Raw genomic sequence first — 19,744 nt, 5'->3', positions numbered from 1 at the left:
CGAGCCACGTAGCCTCGCCGACATGCCGATGAACTGTCAGCCGATCGCCACGCTGGACGAGCGGATCAACGACATCCGCATGCGCACCGCGGAGATCGTCAACGAGTACATCCTGCCCAACGAGGCGCGCCTCTGGCGCCGCGCGACGGAGGAATCGTGGGGCGACCACGCATCCACGCTCGAGCTGCGCGCCGAGATCAAGGAGCGGGTCAAGCAGGCAGGCCTCTGGGCGCCGCACCTGCCCGCCGAGTACGGCGGCATGGGCCTCGACTTCCTGGCTCACGCGTACATGAACGAGGTGCTCGCGTACGCCATCGGGGCGGCGTCGTTGTTCGGCGTCGTCGCGCCCAATTCGGGCAACCAGTCGGTGCTCGTGAAGTACGGCACGCAGCAGCAGAAGGAGAAGTGGCTGCTGCCCTTGATCGAGGGCACGCTCGAGTCCGGGTTCTCGATGACCGAGCCGCACAACCCCGGCTCCGACCCGCGCTCGCTCGACACCAGCGCGGTGCGCGACGGCGACGAGTGGGTGATCAACGGCCACAAGTGGTTCACCTCGAACGGCATCGATGCCGACTTCTTCATCGTCATGTGCCGCGTCCGCGAGCCCGGCCAGACCGACCCGAAGGTCGGCCCGATGGTGCAGATCATCGTGCCCACGGCGGTGAAGGGCGTCGAGATCGTGCGCGGCATCGGCGTTTGGGGCCGCTCCGAGTCCGACCACTGCGAGGTGAAGTACAACGACGTGCGCGTCCCGCTGGAGAACGCTCTCGGCCAGGTCGGCCAGGGCCACCAGGCGGCGCAGGACCGCCTCGGGGCGGGGCGCATCTACCACTGCATGAACTCCGTCGGCCAGATGTGGCGGGCCTTCGACCTGATGGTCGAGCGGGCCGCCAAGCGCGAGGTGCACGGCGGCAAGCTTCAGGACAAGCAGTTCGTCCAGGGTTTCATCGCCGACAGCTACATCGACATCCAGGCCGCGCGGCTGATGACGATCCACGCCGCGGAGAAGACCGACCAGGGGATGGACGGGGCGCGCACCGACATCTCGGCGATCAAGGTGTTCGTCCCCGCCGCGTACACGCGCGTGGTCGACCGGGCGATCCAGGTGTGGGGAGCCGCGGGCGTGTCGAACGATCTGCCCCTCGCGGGCATGTACATGGGGGCGCGGACGCTGCGCATCGCCGACGGGCCCGACGAGGTGCATCGCATCCTGATCGCCAAGAACGTGCTCGGCCGGTTCGCGAAGGGCGAGTCCTGGGACTTCGGCAACTGACGCGGTGCGGCCGCGTCAGCTGGTGAGCGCGGCGTACATGGCGGGGTAGCGAGCGAGGACCGCGATCGCGTGCTGCAGTTCGCGTTCGTCGACGTACTCGCCGATGCGATGCGTGTTCTGCTCCAAGCCGGCGCCGATCCCGAACATCGCGGGGTGCTTGACCGGGCCGGACACCACCCAGCGCTTCGCGTCGGGAACCTCGATCGTGGTGTCGTCTGCCGGGACAGGGAAGCCGACACCGTCGGTGGAGAAGATCCAGTGCCCGACGCGGGGCTCGCGCCGCAGCGAGCCGCCGCCGGCACCGCCTTCTGGCTCGGTGACGTGCGGGCTGACCACGGCGCGGTAGGTGTCGACGGCGGCGACGATCGCGGGATGCTCCTCGGGGGTGATCCACCCCGGGTACACCTGCTCGTTGTCGACCGTGTGGCCGCGCCAGGTGGGTTGGCGGTAGTGGGGCACGCTGACGTCGACGCTCAGCCCGGCGGTGCGGGCCGCTTGCACCGCGTCCAGGCCCTCGACGTCGGCCAGCGCCTGCTCGGGCGTCTCGCCGACGGTGAGCCGGCGGTCGAAGCGGAACGTGAACCGTTCCGGCACGGCGCAGTCGCTCGGCGTGTCGAGGCGCGACCACGACGCGGTGCGGGTGCCGCGGCCGAGGAAGGGGTGGGAGACGAATCCCTCCCCACGCTCGTGGCGGAGAGCGGCCTCGGCCAGGATCGCGCCGCCGTGCTCCAGCGGGTTGAGCCCCTCTTCCGGCATCGAACCGTGGCAGGAGCGACCGGTGACGCTGACCTCGATCTGCATCCGTCCTCGCTGACCGCGGTAGATGCCGAGGGCGCCGTGGCGTGCGTCGCCGGTGCCCTCGGTGAGCACGACGACGTCGGGGACCAGGTCCGCGGCGGCACCGGGTAGCACGCTCGTCATCAGGTGGCGGGGTCCGCCGCCGTCGTTGTCCTCCTCGGCCACCGTGGCGTAGGAGCGAACGATCGTCCCCCGTAGCGCTCCGTCGGGGACCAGCTCGAGCAGGATCTTCGTCGCCACGATCTGGGCGACCACCCCGGCGAGCTGGTCGGCGGCGCCGCGGCCGAACACGAGGTGGTGCCACTCGTCGTCTGGGGGCACCCAGCCGAGCTGCTCGCGCAGGGCCGCCGGGTCTGGCGGGATGGCGCCGGCACCGTCGTAGGCGTCGACGGTGCCGTGCAGCTTCGCGGTCCACTGGGCGCGCAGCGCCTGGACGGTGTCGCAGTGGCCGTCGAAGTACACCACCCGCTTGTGTTCCGGCGCGATGCCGTCGAAGGGGTCCTGCACCACCCACACCAGGTTGCCGAACTCGTCGATCGACACGTCGTCGGCGTGCTGCACCGCGCGCACGTCGACGATCGCCGCGTGGAGCAGCGCGAGTCGCGCCTGCTCGTGGTTCGAGAGCCCGGCCTCGGGATCGCCGCCTTCGTCGGCGGGCAGGTCGACGACCTCGGCCGGCACACGGATCGCCGCGCGCAGGATCTGCACCGCCAGCGGGCGGTAGCGCTCGGCGAGCTCGGCGACGCGTGCATCGAGCACGGCGGGTTCGGTCATCGTGGCCCCTCCGCGGTCAGGCGGCGGCCCAGCTGGGGAACCTTCGCCGCGGCGAGCAGCGCCATCACCACGTACAGCTTCCATTGCGCCTCGCGCGCGACGTGCACCTTGAACCTCTCCATCACCGACGGGCTCACCTCGGCGCCGACGTCGGCGGGCAAGCAGTGCATGTACAAGGCGTCGTCGGTGAGCCGCATCTTGCGTTCGTCGCAGATCCAGTCGCGGTACCCGGCGTTTCGCTCCAGCGCTCGGTGCTCGATCTCTCGCATCCGTTCCGTGTCGCCGGACCTGTTCGCGTCGACGCGCTCGGTCATGAGGGCGAGCGGGCCCCACGACTTCGGATACACCACGTCGGCGCCGGCAAAGGCCTCGTCCATCGACGTCACCGTGCGCAGCGACCCGTCGCCGGCGACGGCGTTCGCCGCGGCCCTCGCCAGTGACTCTGGCGACAGGTCGTAGCCGGGAGGATGAGCGAGGGTGACGTGGGCGCCGAAGCGGGGCAGCAACGTGATCAGGCCCTGGGGTACCGAGAGCGGCTTCGCGTAGCTCGGTGAGTACGCCCACGAGACGGTGATCCGGCGCCCGGCGACATCACCGCCGAAGTACTCCTGCAGCCACAGCAGGTCGGCGAGCGTCTGGGTCGGGTGGTCGACGTCGCACTGCAGGTTCACCACGGGCACCGCCCGCGTGTCGCCGGTGGCGGCGAGGTAGTCGTCGATGCCGCGTTTCACCGCCCGCATGAAGGTGTTGCCCTCGCCGAGGATCAGGTCGTGGCGGATGCCGAGCGCGTGGGCGTTCATGCCGAGCATCGCGCCGGTCTCCGCGGCCGTCTCGCCGTGAGCCACCTGGGTGGACGTGCCGTCGACGATCACCGGGTGCATGCCGAGCCTGGCGGCGGCGCCGGCCCATGCCGACTTGGTGCGCGTCGAGTTGTCGAAGAACACCGCATAGGCGAGCTCGCCGGGCAGCATCTCGGTGCCTGCTCCGCCACGGTCCATCTCGGCGAGGCGCCGGGCCACGGCGAGCAACGTGCGCAGCTCGGCGGTGGACCAGTCGTCGGTGGTGAGCAGGCTCCGCCCGTCGAGCGCGTCGATGCTGTCGGGGTCGAGTTCGGTGCCCACGCTCAGATGACGACGACCGTCGTGCCGATCTGGGCGAAGTCCCACACGAAGGCCGCGTCGGCGTTGGCCTGACGCTGGCAGCCACCAGAGAGGCGCTGGCCGAGCTCGGCCTCGGTCTGGTACGGCGAGTTGTCCTCGACGTGCAGGGGTATCGCGTGGAAACCGATCGCGCCGCGCTCGGTGTCGAGCCAGCGGACCATCTTCGGCAGGTAGGCCTTGCCGTTCCACGCCGTGGACACGTCCGAGCGGCTGTACACCTGGTGCGTGCCGGGGGTCTCGTTGTCGTACTGGCTGCCGGCGACGAGCCAGGAGCGGATCACCGTCTCGTCGTCGTCGACTGCCCACACCCGCTGGCCGGCTCGGTCGTACACCAGGCGGTAGCCCGAACCGGAGCTCTCCGGCAGCGGCGGGGCGTCGGGCCCGCTCGTCGCCACCGACGACAACGGGTAACCCCACAGGTCCTGCGCGCCGTCGGGAGGCGCCGGGGTGCGCACGACCAGTGACTGCTCGTCGGGCCAGATGCCGAGCGACAGGGCGGTCTCACGCCCGACGACGCCGTCGACGTACAGCTTGCGTTCGGCCTGCACCGCGCTCACGGCGTCGAAGGTCGCCTGGTCGAACTGGCCGCTGGCCGGCCCTTCGTAAGCTCCGGCGGCGACGAGGGCCTGCTGCAGGCAGGCGACGCTGTCGCCGGTGGCGCCGAGGCGCAGCGAGCGCACTTCCAGCGTGCAGCCTTCGGCGCTCGGGGCGAGCGTCTCGGTAAGCGCAGCCTCGGTGAGGGCGGGGTCCTGCTCGTCGCCGGCGAAGGCCAGGTCGCCGTCTGCTGCGGGAGCGGCCGTCGATGCTGTCGTCGATGCGGTGGTCGACGCGGTAGTCGACGCGGTAGTCGACTCGATCATCGAGGCGATCGCCGTCGACGCGTCGTCGGGACCGGATGCAGCGGCATCGTCGTTGCCGAGGCCGGTGATCGCCGCGACACCGCACCCTGTCGCAACCACGATCACCAGCGCCACGAAGGCCTGTCGCTGTCGCCCGATCACGTCGTACGAACCTACCAGGAGGAGCTCACTCTTCCAGGGAGCCCGCCGAGGCGCGCATCCGTTCGAACGACGAGCGCAACAGGCGGGACACGTGCATCTGCGAGATCCCCATGCGCTCGGCGATCTCGGACTGCGACAGATCCTCGAAGAACCGCAGCACGACGATCTCGCGCTCGCGCGCGGGCAGCCGGGAGAGCAACTCCACCGCGATGGCGCGCTGCTCGGAGAGCTCGAGGCCGGCGTCGGTGGTGGCGAGCGAGGAGCGGTGGTCGGAGGCGACGCGGTTTTCGTCCCCGGGCGCGGTGTCGAGGCTGCTGGCGGTGTACGAGGCGCCGGCGGTGAGGCCGGTCACCACGTCGTCGCGATCGATCTGGAGGTGGGCGGCGAGCTCGTCGACGGTGGGTGAGCGGTGCAGCTTCTGGTTCAGCTCGTCCGTCGCCCGGCGCACGGCGAGGTGCAGCTCCTTCGCACTGCGCGGGACGCGCACCGACCACGTCCGGTCGCGGAAGTGGCGCTTGATCTCGCCCTCGATCGTGCGTCCGGCGAACGCGGCGAACGGAATGCCCCGTTCGGGCTCGAACCGCTCCACCGCCTTCACCAGGCCGACCATCGCCACCTGGCGTATGTCGGGGTCGTGGGTGCCTCGCGACAGCCGCCGCGCGATGTGTGCGGCCAGCGCCATGTGCAGCTCCACCAACTCGTTGCGCAACCGCCGGCTCGGTTCGGCCCGGTACCGGAGGAAGAGCTCGTGGTGGTCGTTGCCGCGGGCGCCGTCACCCATCGCGATCGTCGCTGCGACCGCCGGACTTGCGCAGTCGGCAGCCGCCGTGATCGAGCAGCTCGTACGAGTCGACGACGGTTTCGAGGATCCGTTCGGCGAGGTCGTCGAACCGAGCCGCTCCGGCGCCATCCGTGCGGGTCATCGTCGCTTCGACGAATCCCGGGCGCACGCGGAAGTCGACCGTCAGCCGGGCGTCGTCCGGCGCACCGTCGGCGGGGTCTTCGGCCAACACCGAGAAAACCTCGTTGATGCCGAGACGCAGGTCGTCGATGTCGTCGACGGAGAAGCCGGCATCGGCACCGAGCGACGAGGCGACCATGCGCGCCGTGGAGGCGTGACGCAGGTCGAGCGGTAGCGAGAGCGTGATCACTTGTACGTCTCCGGCGCTCATCGGCCCGAACTGTACCGAGTGGGCATGTCGTCTCGTGGCGTGTCCCGCGCGGCGCGCCGGCTGAGCGGGATGATCCACCAGCAGGTGACTGCGAGCAGGAAGATCCCGCCGGCGGCCAGCGCGGCCCAGGTCGTCGAGAACAAGATGTCGGTGATCAAGAACACGGCTCCCGCGATCGACAGCGAGATGAGCCAGAGCGCGACGATCGCTTCGACGGTGGCGGTGATCATCATCGCTTCCTTGTCGTGCTTGCGGAAGCGCAGACGATGGAAGGCCGAGGGGGCGAGCAGCAGCACCAGCGCCGCGCCGGCGGAGAGGAAAGTCCCGTAGTACACGCCGCGCTGGGTCGACGTCAGCGTCTCCATCCGCTGGCTGAAGGCCACCGTCAACAAGAACGCGAACAGCACCTCGGCACCGGGGATCACGGCGCGCAGCTCGTGGAAGAGCTCCTCGTGCTCGCGACGCAGCTGCTCGGCCTTGGACTCGCCTTCTGATGCGCTCTCTGCGGGCGGCGAGTCGGTAGAGGGAGTAGCGGGCGGAGAGGTTGGAGAGGGAGGTAGGGGGACGGTCAGCGCCACGGTGACGACGGTTCCCTCCCGGGTCGCCCCTCAAACCCTTACGCTGCGCCATCGTGCGCTGGTTGCCGGAGCTGGCCCGTGGTTATCGGCGGGAGTGGCTCTCTGCCGACATCGTCGGGGGCGTCGCCGTGGCCGCCCTGCTCGTGCCGCAGTGCATGGCCTACGCGGAGTTGGCCGGTCTGCCCGCCTCGGCCGGCTTCCGCGCGGCGCTGCCGGCGCTCGTCGTATACGCACTCGTCGGATCGTCACGGCATCTGGGGGTGGGGCCCGAGCCCGGGACGGCGCTGCTCGCGGCGACGGCGGTGGCCCCCTTCGCCGCCCGCGGCAGCGACGACTACGCCGAGCTGATGGCCGCGCTCGCCGTCCTCGTCGGCCTCGTCGCGCTGGCCGCGCGCCTCCTGCGGCTGTCGATCGTCTCGTCCTTGCTCTCCCGCCCGATTCTCGTCGGGTACCTCGCCGGGGTCGGGATCACGCTCGCCTCCAGCCAGCTCTCGAAGCTGACCGGCATCGCCGTCGAGGGGGACCGGGCACTGCCGCGCTTCGCGGATGCCTTGCGCCGCCTCGACGAGATCCACTGGCCGACCGCGGCGATCGGCGCCGGATGCTTCGCGGCGATTCTGGTGCTGCGGCGTCTCGCGCCGAAGGTGCCCGGGGTGCTGGTTGCGGTCGCGGTGGCGACGGCGCTGGCGTGGGTGTTCGACTGGGCCGCGCACGGGGTGGCAGTCGTCGGGGATCTGCCGTCGGCGTTCCCCACGTTCGCCGTGCCGTCGGTGCCGCTCGACGACGTGTGGGCGCTGCTGCCGGGGGCGCTCGGCATCGCCGTCGTCGGCTTCACCGACAACGTCCTGACCGCCCGCTCGATCGGTGCCAAACACGGCTACACGACCGACCCCGACCGCGAGCTCGGCGCGCTCGGAGCCACGAACGTCGCCGCCGGCCTCGGCGGAGGCTTCCCGGTCTCGTCGAGCGCGAGCCGGTCGGTGACACCCGCGTCGCTCGGCAGCCACACCCGCCTCGTGGGTCTCGTCGCGGCGGCAACCCTGCTTCTCGCTCTCGCCACTGCCCGCCCGGCGCTCGCCTACGTACCCGAAGCCGCGATCGGCGCGGTGATCCTGGCCGCGGCCGTGCTGATCATCGACGTGGCGGAGTTCGCGGCGCTGTGGCGGCTGGACCGGATCGAGTTCGCACTGGCGGTCGGGGCCGCGCTCGGCGTGATCCTCTCCGACGTGCTGATCGGTGTCGGGGTCGCGGTCGGGCTGTCACTCCTCGTCGCCTTGCAGCGGATCGCGCGTCCCGAGGACGCGGTGCTCGGCGACGTCGCCGACCTGGAGGGCTGGATCCCGGTCGAGTCGGGAGGGCGCCCGCTCGCCGGACTCCTCGTCTACCGGTTCGACGCCCCGTTGTTCTTCGCGAACGTCGAGCACTTCCGTGACAGGTTGCGCGAGGCACTCGTGGCGAGCACGGGGGAGGAGCGCTGGGTGGTGCTGGACTGCGAAGGAGTCGGGTCGATCGACACCACGGCGGTTCGCGAGCTCGCCGCCCTCGTCGACGAGCTGCACGCCAGTGGCGTCGACGTCGTCGCCGTCGCCCGGGCGAACCAGGGCGCGCAGCGAACGCTGCGCCGAGCCCGCCTCCTGCACCCCGCCGGCAGCGTCCGGTCGTTCTCCACGATCAACAGCGCAGTGCGCGCCTACCGCCGTGCGGGCGGTTGAACCGGGCGCCGGACAGGGCGCGAGGGCGCGATACGGTCGCAGCCGTGGGCGCCGGCGACACCCCTCAGCCGGCCCAGCTCTCCATCCAGGTCCCGAACTTCGCCCAGTCCCCGCCGGGCTGGCAGACATCGATCGACCTGGCCGTGGCCGCCGACCGCGCAGGCGTGGACCGTGTCGTCGTCTCCGACCACATCCTCTACGGCGAGCGGCTCGACGCCTACGGCGTACCCTCGCTCGGCGGCACCGCGGGCGGCAGGCAGCCGACCGATCCCGACGGCCACTGGCTGGAGCCGCTCACCCTGCTGGCGCTGCTCGCCGGCGTCACCTCACGCGTGCGCCTCGGAACGGCGGTGCTGCTGGCCGCCCTGCGGCCGCCCGCCGTGCTCGCGAAGCAGGCGGCGACGCTCGACGTGCTCTCCGGTGGCCGGCTGGACCTCGGAGTGGGCGTCGGGTGGCAGCGGGAGGAGTACGCGGCGTGTGGGCTGGACTTCGGTCGCCGCGGTGAACTGCTCGACCGCTGCCTGTTGTTGTGCACCCGTCTCTGGACCGAGCAGGTGGTGGACTTCGACGACGGCGAGCTGCGCCTGGAGCGCGTCCACGCGATGCCCAAGCCCGCACAGCCCGGCGGCGTCCCCGTCTGGGTCTCGGGGCGGGCCACCCCCCGGGTCGTCGCGCGGGTGGCGCGCTTCGGCGCCGGCTGGATCCCCTGGGGTGACGACATCGTCGACCCGCGCAACGGTGTGAAAGCGATGCGGCAGGGCTTGGAGGATGCCTCGCGCGATCCGCGTTCGTTGCAAGTGCAAGGAACACTCCCGACAGTTCGCGGCACAGGTGGCGAGGTGGACGTCGACGCGACGATGGCGGGCGTGCCGAATCTGCTCGAGGCCGGGGTGACCGACTTCCGCTTCCATCACCGATGGGTCGATCCGCATCTCGACGGCGAGCTGCTTGCTGCTGTGGTCGGCGCGTTCCGCAAGACGGTGGGGCGGGCATGACCCCGCAAGAGGAGCTGTTCGCTCGCGCCGAGCTGCGTCGCCTGGTGGAGCGCTATGCGCGCTCCGTCGACGATCGCGACGCCGCCGCATTCGCGGACGTGTTCGCCGACGACGCGGTGCTGATCACGGGTCGTGGCGAGGTGCGTGGGCGCGAGCAACTGCTCGCCGTGCCCGAGCGCCTCGAGCGGTATCGAGTGACGATGCACCTCGTGGGGAACCACGACGTGCAGCTTGCCGCCGACGGCGCGGCGGCGAGTGGGTGGACCTACTGCATCGCGCGCCACGTGTACGCCGTGGGCGACGCCGAGCGGGTGAGCGTGATGCACATCCGCTACGACGACAGGTTCCGCCGGCAGCCCGACGGCTGGAGGATCACCGAGCGCCGCCTCGCGGTGCTGTGGGAGGAAGACCACCCTCTGCGCTCCTAGCCGAAGCCGGAGGGTGGTGCCATGGTATGAAGTTTCCCCATGGGCAGCGCCGCGTCAGAACCCCCGTGGGAGCGTCACGTCGCCGATCTCGCCCGTCTGGTGTTCTCGGCCGTAGTGGCCCTGGTGCTGATCGGCATCACCGCCCTCGCGCCGGACACGGTCACCGCGGTGTCGAGCGACATCGTCGCCCTGGTCGAGAACCTGCCCCTCGGGCTGCGTCAGTTCCTGGTCGGGGTGGTCCAGCTGCTCGCCGTCGTCGTCCCGCTCGTCGTGCTGGCGGGGCTCGCCTGGCGCCGGCGATGGCGCCTGCTCGGCCTGATCGTGCTCGCCGGTGGACTGGCCGCGCTGGTCACCGCCGGGCTCACCGCGTGGCGCTCAGACAACGTGCCGCGGGCGGCGCTCGTGTACCAGAGGATCGACTCCTGGTTCACGGGAGGGGCCTTCCCGTCGAGCGCTTACCTCGCTGCTGTCTCCGCGGTGCTCATCGCCGGCTCGCGCTGGATGCGCCGGCCGTGGCGGCGTGCCGGCTGGACCGCTCTCGGGCTGGTGGTGCTCGCTCGCATCCTCACCGCCACCGAAGTTCCGCTGCACCTCGGGTTGGTCCTCGCGGTCGGTTCTGCGGTGGGTTCGATCGCCCTGCTCATCCTCGGCGCCCCCTCGCGATCCACCGACGAGGCCACCGTGCACGACGCGCTCGCCAGGGGGGGAATCGAGGTCACCCACCTCGAACCACTGGCGGCACCACGAGGCGAGCTCGAGTTCGCGTCGACGATGTCCGACGGCGGGGACGTGCTCGTGCAGGTGATCGGTCGTGACGAGCGCGACGCCGACCTGATGCTGCGGACATGGCGCGCGGTCAGCGTCAAGGGCCTCGGCGACACCCGGCCCTCCACGTCGCCGAGGCGTGCCGCCGAGCACGAGGCGCTCACGCTCGCACTGGCGCGTTCGGCAGGTGTCGACGCACCGGCCCCGATCGGTGTGGCGTTCACCGAAGAGGGGGCTGCAGTGCTCGTCGAGGAGCGCGTCGACGGAGCGCGGCTCGTCGATCTCGACGCCGCCGACATCGACGACCAGGTCCTGGCGGAGGTCTGGCGCGAGGTCGATCTGCTGCAGCAGCGCCGGATCGCTCACAGAGACCTCGATGCGCGCCACCTCGTGCGGCACGCGAACGGGGTGAGCATCAACAGCTTCGGGCGCGCGGCGCTGGATGCGAGCGACGAGCTGCTCGCCGCGGACGTCGCCAACCTGTTCGTCTCGCTCGCCTTGGTGGTCGACGAACGACGCGCGGCCCGCGCGGCGGTGGAGGCCATCGGCGCCGAACGGTTCGCGGCCGCGCTGCCGATGGTGCAGCAGGCGGTGCTCACCGGCGCGGTGCGCGCCCAGCTGCGCAGCCGCAAGGGCTTCCTCGACCAGGCTCGTGCCGAGGCCGGCAGAGCGGTGGGCATCGAGACGGTGGAGGTCGCGAAGCTCAAGCGGATCACCCTGAAGGGGGTCGTCTCGCTCGTCGGCGGTCTCGTCCTCGGCAGCTATGCCCTCACAGTCGTCTCCAACTGGGGCGACATCTGGACGGCGCTGACCGATGCCCACCTCAGCTCGCTTCTCTGGCTCGCGCTGTTCAGCTTCCTCGCGTTCGTGGGCGGCGCGATCAGCCTGATGGGCGCGGTGACCGTGGACCTGTCGTTCCTGCGCACACTGCAGGTGAACTACGCCCAGTCGTTCCTCAACCGCTTCACCCCCGCGAACGCGGGCGGCATGGCGATGCGCACTCGGTACCTGCAGCTCGAAGGTTGCGACCTCACCACCGCCGCGGCGGCCGTGGGGATGACCTCGGTGGTCAGTGGGGTCGTGCAGGTGATGCTGATCGTGCTGTTCCTGGTGTGGGGTAACAGCACGTCCGAATTGCGCCACTTCACGTCGGGCGGCGACTTCGGGCTGCTCACCGTGGTGGTCGTCGTCGCGGCAATCGTCGGTGCTGTGCTGCTGTCGGGCTGGGGGCGCCGGGTGGTCGTTCCGGTGGTGCGGCGAACGCTCGGCAAGGCGGTCAGCTCCATCCGTGAGCTGTTCCGCAGCCCGCGGCTGCTCGGCAGGCTGTTCGGCGGGGCCCTGCTCGCCAAGGCCGCGATCGTGTTCGCGTTCGCGGCCAGTGTCGATGCGTTCGGGGTCGACCTGTCCTTCGCTCACGTCGGCGCGATGTACATGCTGGCGAACACGATCGGCTCGGCGGTGCCCACCCCGGGTGGCGTGGGCGGGATCGAGGCGGCGCTGACCGCGGTCCTGCTGAGCGCCGGCGTGGAAGGGGCGACGGCGGCGGCGATCGTGCTGCTGTTCCGCTTCATGACGTTCTGGCTGCCGACCTTGCCCGGCTACGTCATGCTCCGTCGCGTGCAGCGCACCGGGATCGTGTAACCCCGGTGGCCCGGCGAGAAGACTCCACTCCTCTCGCCGAGTACCGCGCGAAGCGCGATGTGCAGCGCACCCCCGAGCCCGGGGGCGATGTCTCGGTCCCGGCGCGCCACGACGGCAAGCTGCGCTTCGTCGTGCAGCGGCACCGGGCCCGCCGACTCCACTACGACCTGCGCCTCGAGCTCGCGGGTGTGTTCGTGAGCTGGGCCGTGCCGAAGGGCCCCAGCCTCGACCCGGCGGTGAGATCGCTCGCCGTCCGCGTCGAGGACCATCCCCTCGACTACGGGTGGTTCGAAGGCGTCATCCCCGAGGGGTACGGCAAGGGCGACGTCGTCGTCTGGGACGACGGGTGGTGGGAGCCCGATCCGACCGAGGAGCGCGCCGCCGATCCGGCCGTTGCGCTGCATGCGGGCGAACTGAAGTTCGCGCTGCACGGCACGAAGCTCGCTGGCCGCTTCGTGATCGTGCGCACCGGCGACGATCAGTGGCTGCTGATCAAGAAGCGTGACGAGGCCGCCGTGCCGGGCTGGCGCGCCGAGGACCACCCGACGTCGGTGTTGAGCGGGCGCACGAACGACGACGTCCGCGCAGGGCGACCAGGGCGCTGGCAGGCGCCGACGGCAGACGAGCTCACCGCGCTCGAAGCACTCGGCGCGAACGGCACATGGGAGGTGGCCGGCCGGTCGATCGCGCTGACGAACCTCGACAAGGTGCTCGTTCCCGCGCGCAGCGGCGGCGAACCGATCTGCAAGCGCGACATCGTTCGCTACTACGCGACCGTCGGGCCGTGGATGACGCCCTACCTCGCCGGTCGCCCGCTCAACCTGCACCGCTTCCCGGATGGCGTCCTCAAGGGCGGGTTCTGGCACAAGGCGGTGCCCGCCCACGCGCCGGCGTGGGTGCGGCGCTGGTCCAACCCGCTCGCCTCGGCCGGCACCACCCGGCACTACCTCGTCGCCGACGGTGTGCCGTCGCTCGTGTGGGCCGCGAACTTCGCCGGTGTGGAGCTGCACCCGTGGACCAGCACCGCCGCCGACCCGGAGCACCCTTCGTACGCGCTGGTCGACATCGATCCCGGTCCTTCGACGAAGTGGGACGAGACCCTCGTGCTCGCCAAGCTCTTCCGCACCGCCGTCGCCCACCTCGGCCTCGTCGCCCAACCGAAGGTGACCGGCCAGCGCGGCATCCAGGTGTGGATCCCGGTGCGCCGGGGCACGACCTTCACGGAGACCAGCGATTTCGTGGAAGCGCTGTCGCGCACGGTCGGGGCGACGGTGCCCGAGCTGGTGAGCTGGCGGTGGGCCAAGCAAGACCGCTCGGGGCGGGCCCGGCTGGACTACACGCAGAACGCGCTGTCGAAGACACTCGTCGCGCCCTACAGCATGCGCCCCGCTCCCGGCGGCCCGGTCTCGGTGCCGATCACGTGGGAAGAGCTCGACGATCCGCAGCTGCGCCCGGATCGCTGGACCATCGCCGACGTGCCGCGGCGGCTGGCCGAGATCGGCGACCCCTTTACGTCACTTGTCGGAATAGAGCAAGATCTACCTGCGCTCTAGAGCCCTCCTGTCGTTTTTCTGTCCTTCCGACGCCGTTTCGATCAAAGAGCGCGAGGGGTAAGCAACGCCATGGCCCGTCCAGCCTGGACCGGCTCGATCTCGTTCGGGATGGTCTCAATCCCGGTGAGACTCGTGCCAGCGGTCCGCCGCAAGAGCATCTCGTTCAATCAGCTCGAGAGAGACACCCTCGCGCGCATCCGCTACCGCAAGGTCAGCGAGGCCACGGGCGAGGAGGTTCCGCCGGAGCGCATCGTGAAGGGGTACGACGTCGGTGGCGACAACTACGTCGTGCTCACCGAGGACGACCTCGAACCGTTGGCCCCCGTGCGCTCCAAGCAGATCGCGCTGGAGACGTTCGTTCCCGCGGCCGACGTGGACCCGACGATGTTCGACTCGTCGTACTTCGTGGTGCCCGACAAGGTCGCGAAGCCGTACGCGCTGCTGGCTGCCGCGCTCGAGGGCTCCGAGCGCGTGGGCATCGGGCGGTTCGTGATGCGCCAGAAGGAGTACCTCGCCGCCGTGCGCTCCGACGGCGAGCACCTCACCTTGTCGACGCTCGTGTTCCCCGACGAGCTTGTCGACGTCGGCAGCGTCGACGAGTTCGACCAACTCGACGGCGTCGAGGTGTCCGCCAAGGAGCTGACCATGGCTCGCTCCCTCGTCGAGGCGCTCAGCGAGGACTTCCAGCCCGACCAGTACGTGGACGAGTACCGAGCAGCCGTGGAGCGCCTGATCGAGAGCAAGGCCTCGGGGCGCAAGGCCGAACCGCTCGTCGAGGCTCCTGCCCGGGCGACGGTGATCGATCTCGCCGCGGCGCTCGAGGCGAGCCTGCGTGAGGCGGAAGCGGCCAAGGGCCGTCACCCCGCCGCTCGTCCGGCCTCCAAGCGCGCAGCGAAGCCGAGTGGGGCCGCCAAGCCCGCCCGGGCGGCCAAGCCCCGGGCGACGAAGGCAGCCGAGAGGCCGAAGAAGGCGGCCAAGACCGCCAGCTCCGCTGCACCAGCTGCAAAGCGGGTGCGCAAGAGCGCGTAGCGCGCTCAGGGCTCTCGCACGACGTCCGCCGGCGAGCGGTCGTCGCGCAACCCGAGGTACACAGGGTGGCGGAGCATGCCGTCGAGCGTCCACTCGCCAAAGGCCACCTGAACGACGAGCTCCGGTCTCACCCAGCGCGCCCGGCCGCGGGCGAGGGCCGGCGGGGGGTCGAACGGACACTCGGGCACCGCGAGCGTGCGTAAGGCGGTCGAGAGCTCGCGCAGCGAGCGGTCGTCGAAGCCGGTGCCCACCGCGCCGGCGAAGCGCAACCGGCCCTCGTCGTCGTGGACGCCGAGCAGCAGCGAGCCGAACGTCGCTGCTCGCGTGCCCTCGCCCACCAACCAGCCACCGACCACCAGCTCCTGCACGCGCCGGTGCTTCACCTTGCGCCACGCGGTGGAGCGCAACCCCGGCTGGTAAGGCGACTGCGCTCGCTTGGCGACGATGCCCTCCATGCCGGCCTCGCGGGTTACGCGAACGATCGCTTCGGCATCGGTGGTGACCGGGGTCAGCGAGACGTGCGATGCCACCGCGGGGCGAACGATCGACTCCAGCAGACTGCGGCGATCGGACCACGGCACCGCGAACAAGTCGGCGCCGACGTGCGTGAGGACGTCGAACACGACGAAGGAGTGGGGGCGGTCACCGCGGCCGACGAGCTGGAAGCGGTGGGCCCCCGACTCGTCGTACGCGACGACCTCTCCGTCGAGCACCGTGTCTTCGGCGTCGATGGCGACGAGCTCGCCGAGCCAGGGCCACCGTTCCAGCGTGCGCGGCTTGCCGGTGGAGCTGATCGCGTCGATGCGATCACCGCGCACTCTGACGAGCAGACGGTGCCCGTCCCATTTCGGCTCGTAGACCCAGTCCTCCCCGAGAGGCAACTGCCCGCTGCGCGCCTTCATCGGCAGCACGGGCCACGTCGTCACCGGGGGGAAAGTAGTCCCGAGCCTTCGTTCAACTGAAGACGCTCACACCGCCGGGGCCGACGAGCAGTCCGACGACGATGAGCACGGCGCCCCACGCGAACTCCTTGCGCACGAGGGCCAAGATGCCCGCGATCACCAGCACCACTGCGATGAGCCAAAGTACGAGTTCCATCTTCCATCTCCTTCGAAAGGTCGAGTTGTGGGCCCTCCGTACCCCACGGTGGAATGCTCCAAACCGCGTCGGCTCGCGCTTCCGCTAGAACAACGCCCGTGCAGTCGGTGAGTTCGCCTCCGGGCCCCCGCGCGGGCCGGATAGACGTGCTCGGGCGGCGGGCCGTCGCCGGCATCGTCACGGCGATCCTGGTGCTCGGCCTCGTGATCTGCGCGATCCTGCTCCAGTACGAGCTCGATGCCGCCAGCAGGCGTGAGCAGACCCTCGCAGCACGGGCCGCCGAGGCGGTGGAGTCCATGGCGACGTCGGTCAACGCCGGTCTCTCCGGCGCTCAGGTGCTCGCCGATCCCAATTCGCCGCTGCAGGAGTCGGCGTTCCGCCGCTTCGCCGCGGGCGTGGTGGTCTCCACCCCCGTCGAACGGATCGCCTACGTCGTGCCCGTCCCCCACGCCGAACGGGCCGAGTTCGAGAGCGACATCGGCGGGCCGATCGTCGAAGTGACGGCGAACGACGAGCTCGTGGTGGCCGGGCGCCACGACGAATACATGGCCGTGCGGTGGGTGGAGCCGGACAACGAGTCGACCGCCAATCTGGTCGGCATGGACGTCAACTCCGATCCGCAGCGCATCGCCGCGGCAAGGGCGTCCGCAGCGGCCGGGGAGCCGCGCTTCTCGCCGCCCGTGGCCATCCAGCCGCTCGGGGAGCAGGGGTTCTTCGTGGCCAACCCGCTGTACGGGCTCGATCCGACGCCGGGCAGCGAGCCGGTCGCCTACTTGGTGACCGCGGTGAGCGCGCAGTTCATCGCCGAGGGCTTGACCAGTCAGCTCCCGCGCGACACTCGGTTCGAGGTGCTCGACGGGGGCTCGCTGCTCGCCGCGTCGACGCCGCCTCCAGATGGCGGTCACTCCGCGGACGTCACCGCCGGCGGTCGACGTTGGACCGTCACGGCGAGCCTCGGCTCGGCGCACTTGATCCCTGTAATGGTGGCTCTCGCGTCCACGATCGCCGTGGCGGCCGCGGTGGGGGTGTTCTTGCGGCGTCTCGGGCGCCGCACCAGGGAGCTGCGCGAGTCGGCGGAGAGCGTGCGGCTGCTCGGTGTGCTGAGCGAGCAGCTGGCCGGGGCCAGCACGCGTTCGGAACTCGCCGAGACCGCCTGCGCGCACGCTGGGCGGGGACTTCGCGCCGACCTGGTAGAGCTGGTGACGACCGACGCCGACACCGAAAGCGCCGAGCTGGCCGACCCGGAGCTCGTCGCCGCGGTGATCACCGCGGGCACGGAGGTCTACATCGCCGACACGACCCGTCGTGGCGATCCGCTGGCGCGGAGCTTGGCCGCACGTGGCTTCCGCACCGTCGCCGCGGCGCCGCTCGAGTCACCGCTCGCGAGCAGGCCAGCGGTCATCGCGTGGGGATGGCGCGCGTCGACTCAGCTCACCGAGTCGGTGCGCAACTCCGTCGCCGCGACTGCGGTGCTCTGCCGGCAGGGCCTCACCCGTGCCGACGTCCAAGAGGCGCGCAGGGCGAGCGCGGCGGCGCTGTCCAACCTCGGGCGAGACCTCTCCGTCGCGTCGACGACGGAGCAGATCACGGCGGCTGTGCTCCGCCACGCCCGGGAGGCGACCGCGGCCGAGGTCGCCGTGTTCGGCCTGCTCGATCCGACGGGCAACGAGCTGGTCGTCAGGCGCGAGAGCGGCGAGGGCGCCCCGACCGACCCCATCCACGTCACGGTCGACCCCGACGGCGCTTTCATGCGGGCGATGCGCGAGGGCAGTCCGATAGTCGTCGGGTCGCAGGCCTGGGTGGGCACCGACTCGGAGCTGAACATGCTGTTCGGCACGGAGACCCAACAGGTCGTCGCCCGCCCACTGCGCGACATCCGCTCCGAAGTGCTCGGGGTCATCGCGTTCGGGTTCGCCGAACGGCACCAGCGCGTCCTGCGCACCGAGCCGGGCCGCATCACCGCCGTGAGCGACCTCGTCGCCCAGACGCTCGACCGGGCCATCTTGTACGAACGCGACCACGAGCTGGTCGTCCACCTCCAGCGGCGCCTGCTTGCCGAGCCACCCGAGATCGCCGGCATAGACGTCGCCGCGCGCTACATCCCAGCCTCCACCACGGTTGGCATCGGAGGCGATTGGTACGACGTGCTCGAGCTGGCCGGCGGATCGACGGCGTTTGTCGTCGGTGATGTCGTCGGGCACGGAGTGGAGGCCGTCGCGGACATGACCGAGATCCGCACCGCCGTCTCCGCGGTGCTGCTCCAGCAGAGCGATCTCGCCGAGGCCGCACGCCGATCGACGAGGATCGTCACCCACAGCCACTCTCCATACCTGCGCATGGCGACCGCGGCGCTGGTCGTCGTCGACCCCGACCGGACAGCCGTGCACTACCTGCATGCCGGGCATCCGCCGACCCTCCTGCGCGCGCCCGGCGGCGGCGTGGCGCGTCTCGACGCGTCGACCGTGCCCCCGATCGGGGTGGACGGTGACGACCCGAGCGCTCGCTCGGCCAGCGCTGCACTCGTCGGAGGGTCGGTGATCGTGCTCTACACCGACGGACTCGTCGAGCGGCGCGGCGAGAGCATCGACGTCGGCATCGACCGGCTCGCCGCAGCGCTCGCCAGCGCGGACAGCGACGACGTCGAGGCGATCGCCGACCACCTGCTCGCGCAGTGCATCGGCGGCCACGCCACCGAGGACGACGTCGCGCTCGTGGTGGTGTCGGTTTGACGGCGAACGGGCCGGGGTAACCCGGGGTTCGACACCGATCGAAAGGAAGTGCCATGGGAGAGAAGTTCGACGATGCCAAGGGTCGCGCCAAAGAGGCCGCAGGTGTAGTGACCGGCGACGAGGATCTGGAGCGTGAAGGCAAGCTCGACCAGATGGGCGCGAAGATCAAAGAAGAGCTCGGCGACGCCCGCGAAAAGGTCGAAGACGCCGTCGACTGGGTGAAGGACAAGGTTTCCGACACCACTCGGCGGGACTGAGCGACCCCGCGTGGAGGCAATGGCGGGCACGTCCGGGGATAACCTCTCGGCCATGCCTGACTCGCCCACGCGTCTGGAGATCACCGTCATCGACGGTGGCCTCGCCCTGTCTGGGGAGGTCGACGCCCACACCGCACCACGCCTGTCCGAGGGGCTCTCCGAGCTGCTCACGGGCGAGTCCGATGTGGTCGTCGACCTCGCCGGGGTCGAGTTCATGGATTCGAGCGGGCTGCGCGTGATGGTCGACGCCGACCAGCGCACGAAGGCCGCCGGCACCCGGCTGTTGCTGCGCAACCCGGCCACCGCCGTGCGGCGGCTGTTCGAGATCAGCGGCCTGGCCAACCACTTGAACATCGACGGGTGAAATCATGCCTGCCACCGCCGCCGGAGCCACAGGATCTGCGACGCTCACCTTGGCGTCGCGAACCGACTCCATCGCTGCTGCGCGGCGGCTGGTCACGAGCTTCCTGCGCAGTCACGCCCCCCTCGGGCATCGACGTCGCGTCGGCCGAGCTCGTCGTCAGTGAGCTGGCCACGAATGCGGTCGAACACGGCCAGGGAGACGAAGTGGTCGTCGCCGTCGCGTACGACGGGGGTGAGCTGTCGATCGCGGTCACCGCAGAAGGCGACGGAGTGGCCGAGCCGGCAGAGTGGAACCTCGCCGGCCCCGATGCCCTGGTCGGGCGGGGGCTCGGCATCGTGAAGGCCCTCGCCAGCGCTGTCGAGGTGGCGCGCACGGGGACCCAGACGACCGTTACTGCATCGTTTACGGGTAGTTGAG

The 19,744-nt window shown here is 70.7% G+C and carries 19 protein-coding genes; 11 read left to right on the top strand and 8 right to left on the bottom strand.

Translation table 11 applies throughout. The features are described from left to right. Positions 1–28: 28 nt before the first annotated feature. On the top strand, positions 29–1,273 hold the full coding sequence (locus IPM43_01450; GenBank protein QQS26289.1) for an acyl-CoA dehydrogenase family protein: 1,245 nt from the start codon (positions 29–31) through the stop codon (positions 1,271–1,273). 15 nt (positions 1,274–1,288) lie between these two features. Here IPM43_01450 and IPM43_01445 read toward each other — a convergent pair whose 3' ends face one another. The 6 genes from IPM43_01445 to IPM43_01420 are packed head-to-tail and all read right to left on the bottom strand — an operon-like array spanning position 1,289 to position 6,756. Beyond that, positions 1,289–2,845, bottom strand: coding sequence for a M20/M25/M40 family metallo-hydrolase (locus tag IPM43_01445; protein ID QQS25084.1), 1,557 nt, complete (start codon positions 2,843–2,845; stop codon positions 1,289–1,291). Beyond that, positions 2,842–3,966, bottom strand: coding sequence for a knotted carbamoyltransferase YgeW (locus IPM43_01440; protein QQS25083.1), 1,125 nt, complete (start codon positions 3,964–3,966; stop codon positions 2,842–2,844). Before IPM43_01440 ends, IPM43_01445 begins: the two co-directional genes overlap by 4 nt. Before the next feature lie 2 nt (positions 3,967–3,968). Then, complete coding sequence (locus IPM43_01435; protein QQS25082.1) at positions 3,969–5,006, bottom strand: peptidoglycan-binding protein; 1,038 nt, start codon at positions 5,004–5,006, stop codon at positions 3,969–3,971. 25 nt (positions 5,007–5,031) lie between these two features. Continuing rightward, entirely contained in the window at positions 5,032–5,787 is a 756-nt protein-coding gene (locus IPM43_01430) for a SigB/SigF/SigG family RNA polymerase sigma factor (GenBank protein ID QQS25081.1), read from the bottom strand. Next, entirely contained in the window at positions 5,780–6,178 is a 399-nt protein-coding gene (locus IPM43_01425; GenBank protein QQS25080.1) for a hypothetical protein, read from the bottom strand. The genes IPM43_01430 and IPM43_01425 overlap by 8 nt, the downstream gene beginning before the upstream one ends. Then, on the bottom strand, positions 6,175–6,756 hold the full coding sequence (locus tag IPM43_01420) for a hypothetical protein (protein QQS25079.1): 582 nt from the start codon (positions 6,754–6,756) through the stop codon (positions 6,175–6,177). Before IPM43_01420 ends, IPM43_01425 begins: the two co-directional genes overlap by 4 nt. Positions 6,757–6,809: 53 nt before the next feature. Between IPM43_01420 and IPM43_01415 the strand changes: the two genes are divergently transcribed. From IPM43_01415 to IPM43_01390, 6 genes are all read left to right on the top strand, one after another. After that, positions 6,810–8,468: a SulP family inorganic anion transporter gene (locus IPM43_01415; protein QQS25078.1), complete on the top strand. Its 1,659-nt coding sequence runs from the start codon at positions 6,810–6,812 to the stop codon at positions 8,466–8,468. A gap of 44 nt (positions 8,469–8,512) precedes the next feature. Beyond that, a complete protein-coding gene (locus IPM43_01410; protein ID QQS25077.1) occupies positions 8,513–9,463 on the top strand; it encodes a TIGR03619 family F420-dependent LLM class oxidoreductase in 951 nt (316 codons plus the stop codon). Continuing rightward, positions 9,460–9,891, top strand: coding sequence for a nuclear transport factor 2 family protein (locus IPM43_01405; GenBank protein QQS25076.1), 432 nt, complete (start codon positions 9,460–9,462; stop codon positions 9,889–9,891). The genes IPM43_01410 and IPM43_01405 overlap by 4 nt, the downstream gene beginning before the upstream one ends. Positions 9,892–9,930: 39 nt before the next feature. Continuing rightward, entirely contained in the window at positions 9,931–12,297 is a 2,367-nt protein-coding gene (locus IPM43_01400; GenBank protein QQS25075.1) for a flippase-like domain-containing protein, read from the top strand. A gap of 5 nt (positions 12,298–12,302) precedes the next feature. Further along, positions 12,303–13,850: an ATP-dependent DNA ligase gene (locus IPM43_01395; protein QQS25074.1), complete on the top strand. Its 1,548-nt coding sequence runs from the start codon at positions 12,303–12,305 to the stop codon at positions 13,848–13,850. A 69-nt stretch (positions 13,851–13,919) separates the two neighbouring features. Next, positions 13,920–14,879 carry a Ku protein gene (locus IPM43_01390; GenBank protein QQS25073.1) on the top strand — a complete coding sequence of 320 codons (960 nt, stop codon included), beginning with the start codon at positions 13,920–13,922 and terminating at the stop codon, positions 14,877–14,879. Positions 14,880–14,884: 5 nt separating this feature from the next. Here the strand turns inward: IPM43_01390 and ligD are convergent, their stop codons facing one another. Together ligD and IPM43_01380 are read right to left on the bottom strand one after the other, a co-directional pair. Next, positions 14,885–15,805 (bottom strand): non-homologous end-joining DNA ligase, encoded by a 921-nt coding sequence (gene ligD, locus IPM43_01385; protein QQS25072.1) that lies wholly within the window; start codon positions 15,803–15,805, stop codon positions 14,885–14,887. A gap of 28 nt (positions 15,806–15,833) precedes the next feature. Continuing rightward, positions 15,834–15,977 (bottom strand): hypothetical protein, encoded by a 144-nt coding sequence (locus IPM43_01380; protein QQS25071.1) that lies wholly within the window; start codon positions 15,975–15,977, stop codon positions 15,834–15,836. A gap of 107 nt (positions 15,978–16,084) precedes the next feature. On the opposite strand from IPM43_01380, the gene IPM43_01375 reads away from it, so the two are divergent. From IPM43_01375 to IPM43_01360, 4 genes are read left to right on the top strand one after another with little or no spacing between them, the layout of a single operon-like run. Continuing rightward, positions 16,085–18,706 (top strand): SpoIIE family protein phosphatase, encoded by a 2,622-nt coding sequence (locus IPM43_01375; GenBank protein ID QQS25070.1) that lies wholly within the window; start codon positions 16,085–16,087, stop codon positions 18,704–18,706. Between the two features lie 53 nt (positions 18,707–18,759). Next, a complete protein-coding gene (locus IPM43_01370) occupies positions 18,760–18,963 on the top strand; it encodes a CsbD family protein (GenBank protein QQS25069.1) in 204 nt (67 codons plus the stop codon). Between the two features lie 52 nt (positions 18,964–19,015). Further along, positions 19,016–19,327 (top strand): STAS domain-containing protein, encoded by a 312-nt coding sequence (locus IPM43_01365; GenBank protein QQS25068.1) that lies wholly within the window; start codon positions 19,016–19,018, stop codon positions 19,325–19,327. Next, positions 19,324–19,743 carry an ATP-binding protein gene (locus IPM43_01360; GenBank protein QQS25067.1) on the top strand — a complete coding sequence of 140 codons (420 nt, stop codon included), beginning with the start codon at positions 19,324–19,326 and terminating at the stop codon, positions 19,741–19,743. The genes IPM43_01365 and IPM43_01360 overlap by 4 nt, the downstream gene beginning before the upstream one ends. Position 19,744: the final 1 nt, after the last annotated feature.

This window comes from Actinomycetota bacterium, assembly GCA_016700055.1.
Lineage (GTDB): Bacteria > Actinomycetota > Acidimicrobiia > Acidimicrobiales > Ilumatobacteraceae > Kalu-18.
This window is presented reverse-complemented; position numbering and strand designations above follow the sequence as displayed.

Bases quoted from the DNA above. Each gene is read 5' to 3' on its own strand.
- IPM43_01450 (QQS26289.1), top strand. From the start codon at position 29: ATGAACTGTCAGCCGATCGCCACGCTGGACGAGCGGATCAACGACATC.
- IPM43_01445 (QQS25084.1), bottom strand. From the start codon at position 2,845: ATGACCGAACCCGCCGTGCTCGATGCACGCGTCGCCGAGCTCGCCGAG.
- IPM43_01430 (QQS25081.1), bottom strand. From the start codon at position 5,787: ATGGGTGACGGCGCCCGCGGCAACGACCACCACGAGCTCTTCCTCCGG.
- IPM43_01425 (QQS25080.1), bottom strand. From the start codon at position 6,178: ATGAGCGCCGGAGACGTACAAGTGATCACGCTCTCGCTACCGCTCGAC.
- IPM43_01405 (QQS25076.1), top strand. From the start codon at position 9,460: ATGACCCCGCAAGAGGAGCTGTTCGCTCGCGCCGAGCTGCGTCGCCTG.
- IPM43_01400 (QQS25075.1), top strand. From the start codon at position 9,931: ATGGGCAGCGCCGCGTCAGAACCCCCGTGGGAGCGTCACGTCGCCGAT.
- IPM43_01390 (QQS25073.1), top strand. From the start codon at position 13,920: ATGGCCCGTCCAGCCTGGACCGGCTCGATCTCGTTCGGGATGGTCTCA.
- IPM43_01380 (QQS25071.1), bottom strand. From the start codon at position 15,977: ATGGAACTCGTACTTTGGCTCATCGCAGTGGTGCTGGTGATCGCGGGC.
- IPM43_01370 (QQS25069.1), top strand. From the start codon at position 18,760: ATGGGAGAGAAGTTCGACGATGCCAAGGGTCGCGCCAAAGAGGCCGCA.
- IPM43_01365 (QQS25068.1), top strand. From the start codon at position 19,016: ATGCCTGACTCGCCCACGCGTCTGGAGATCACCGTCATCGACGGTGGC.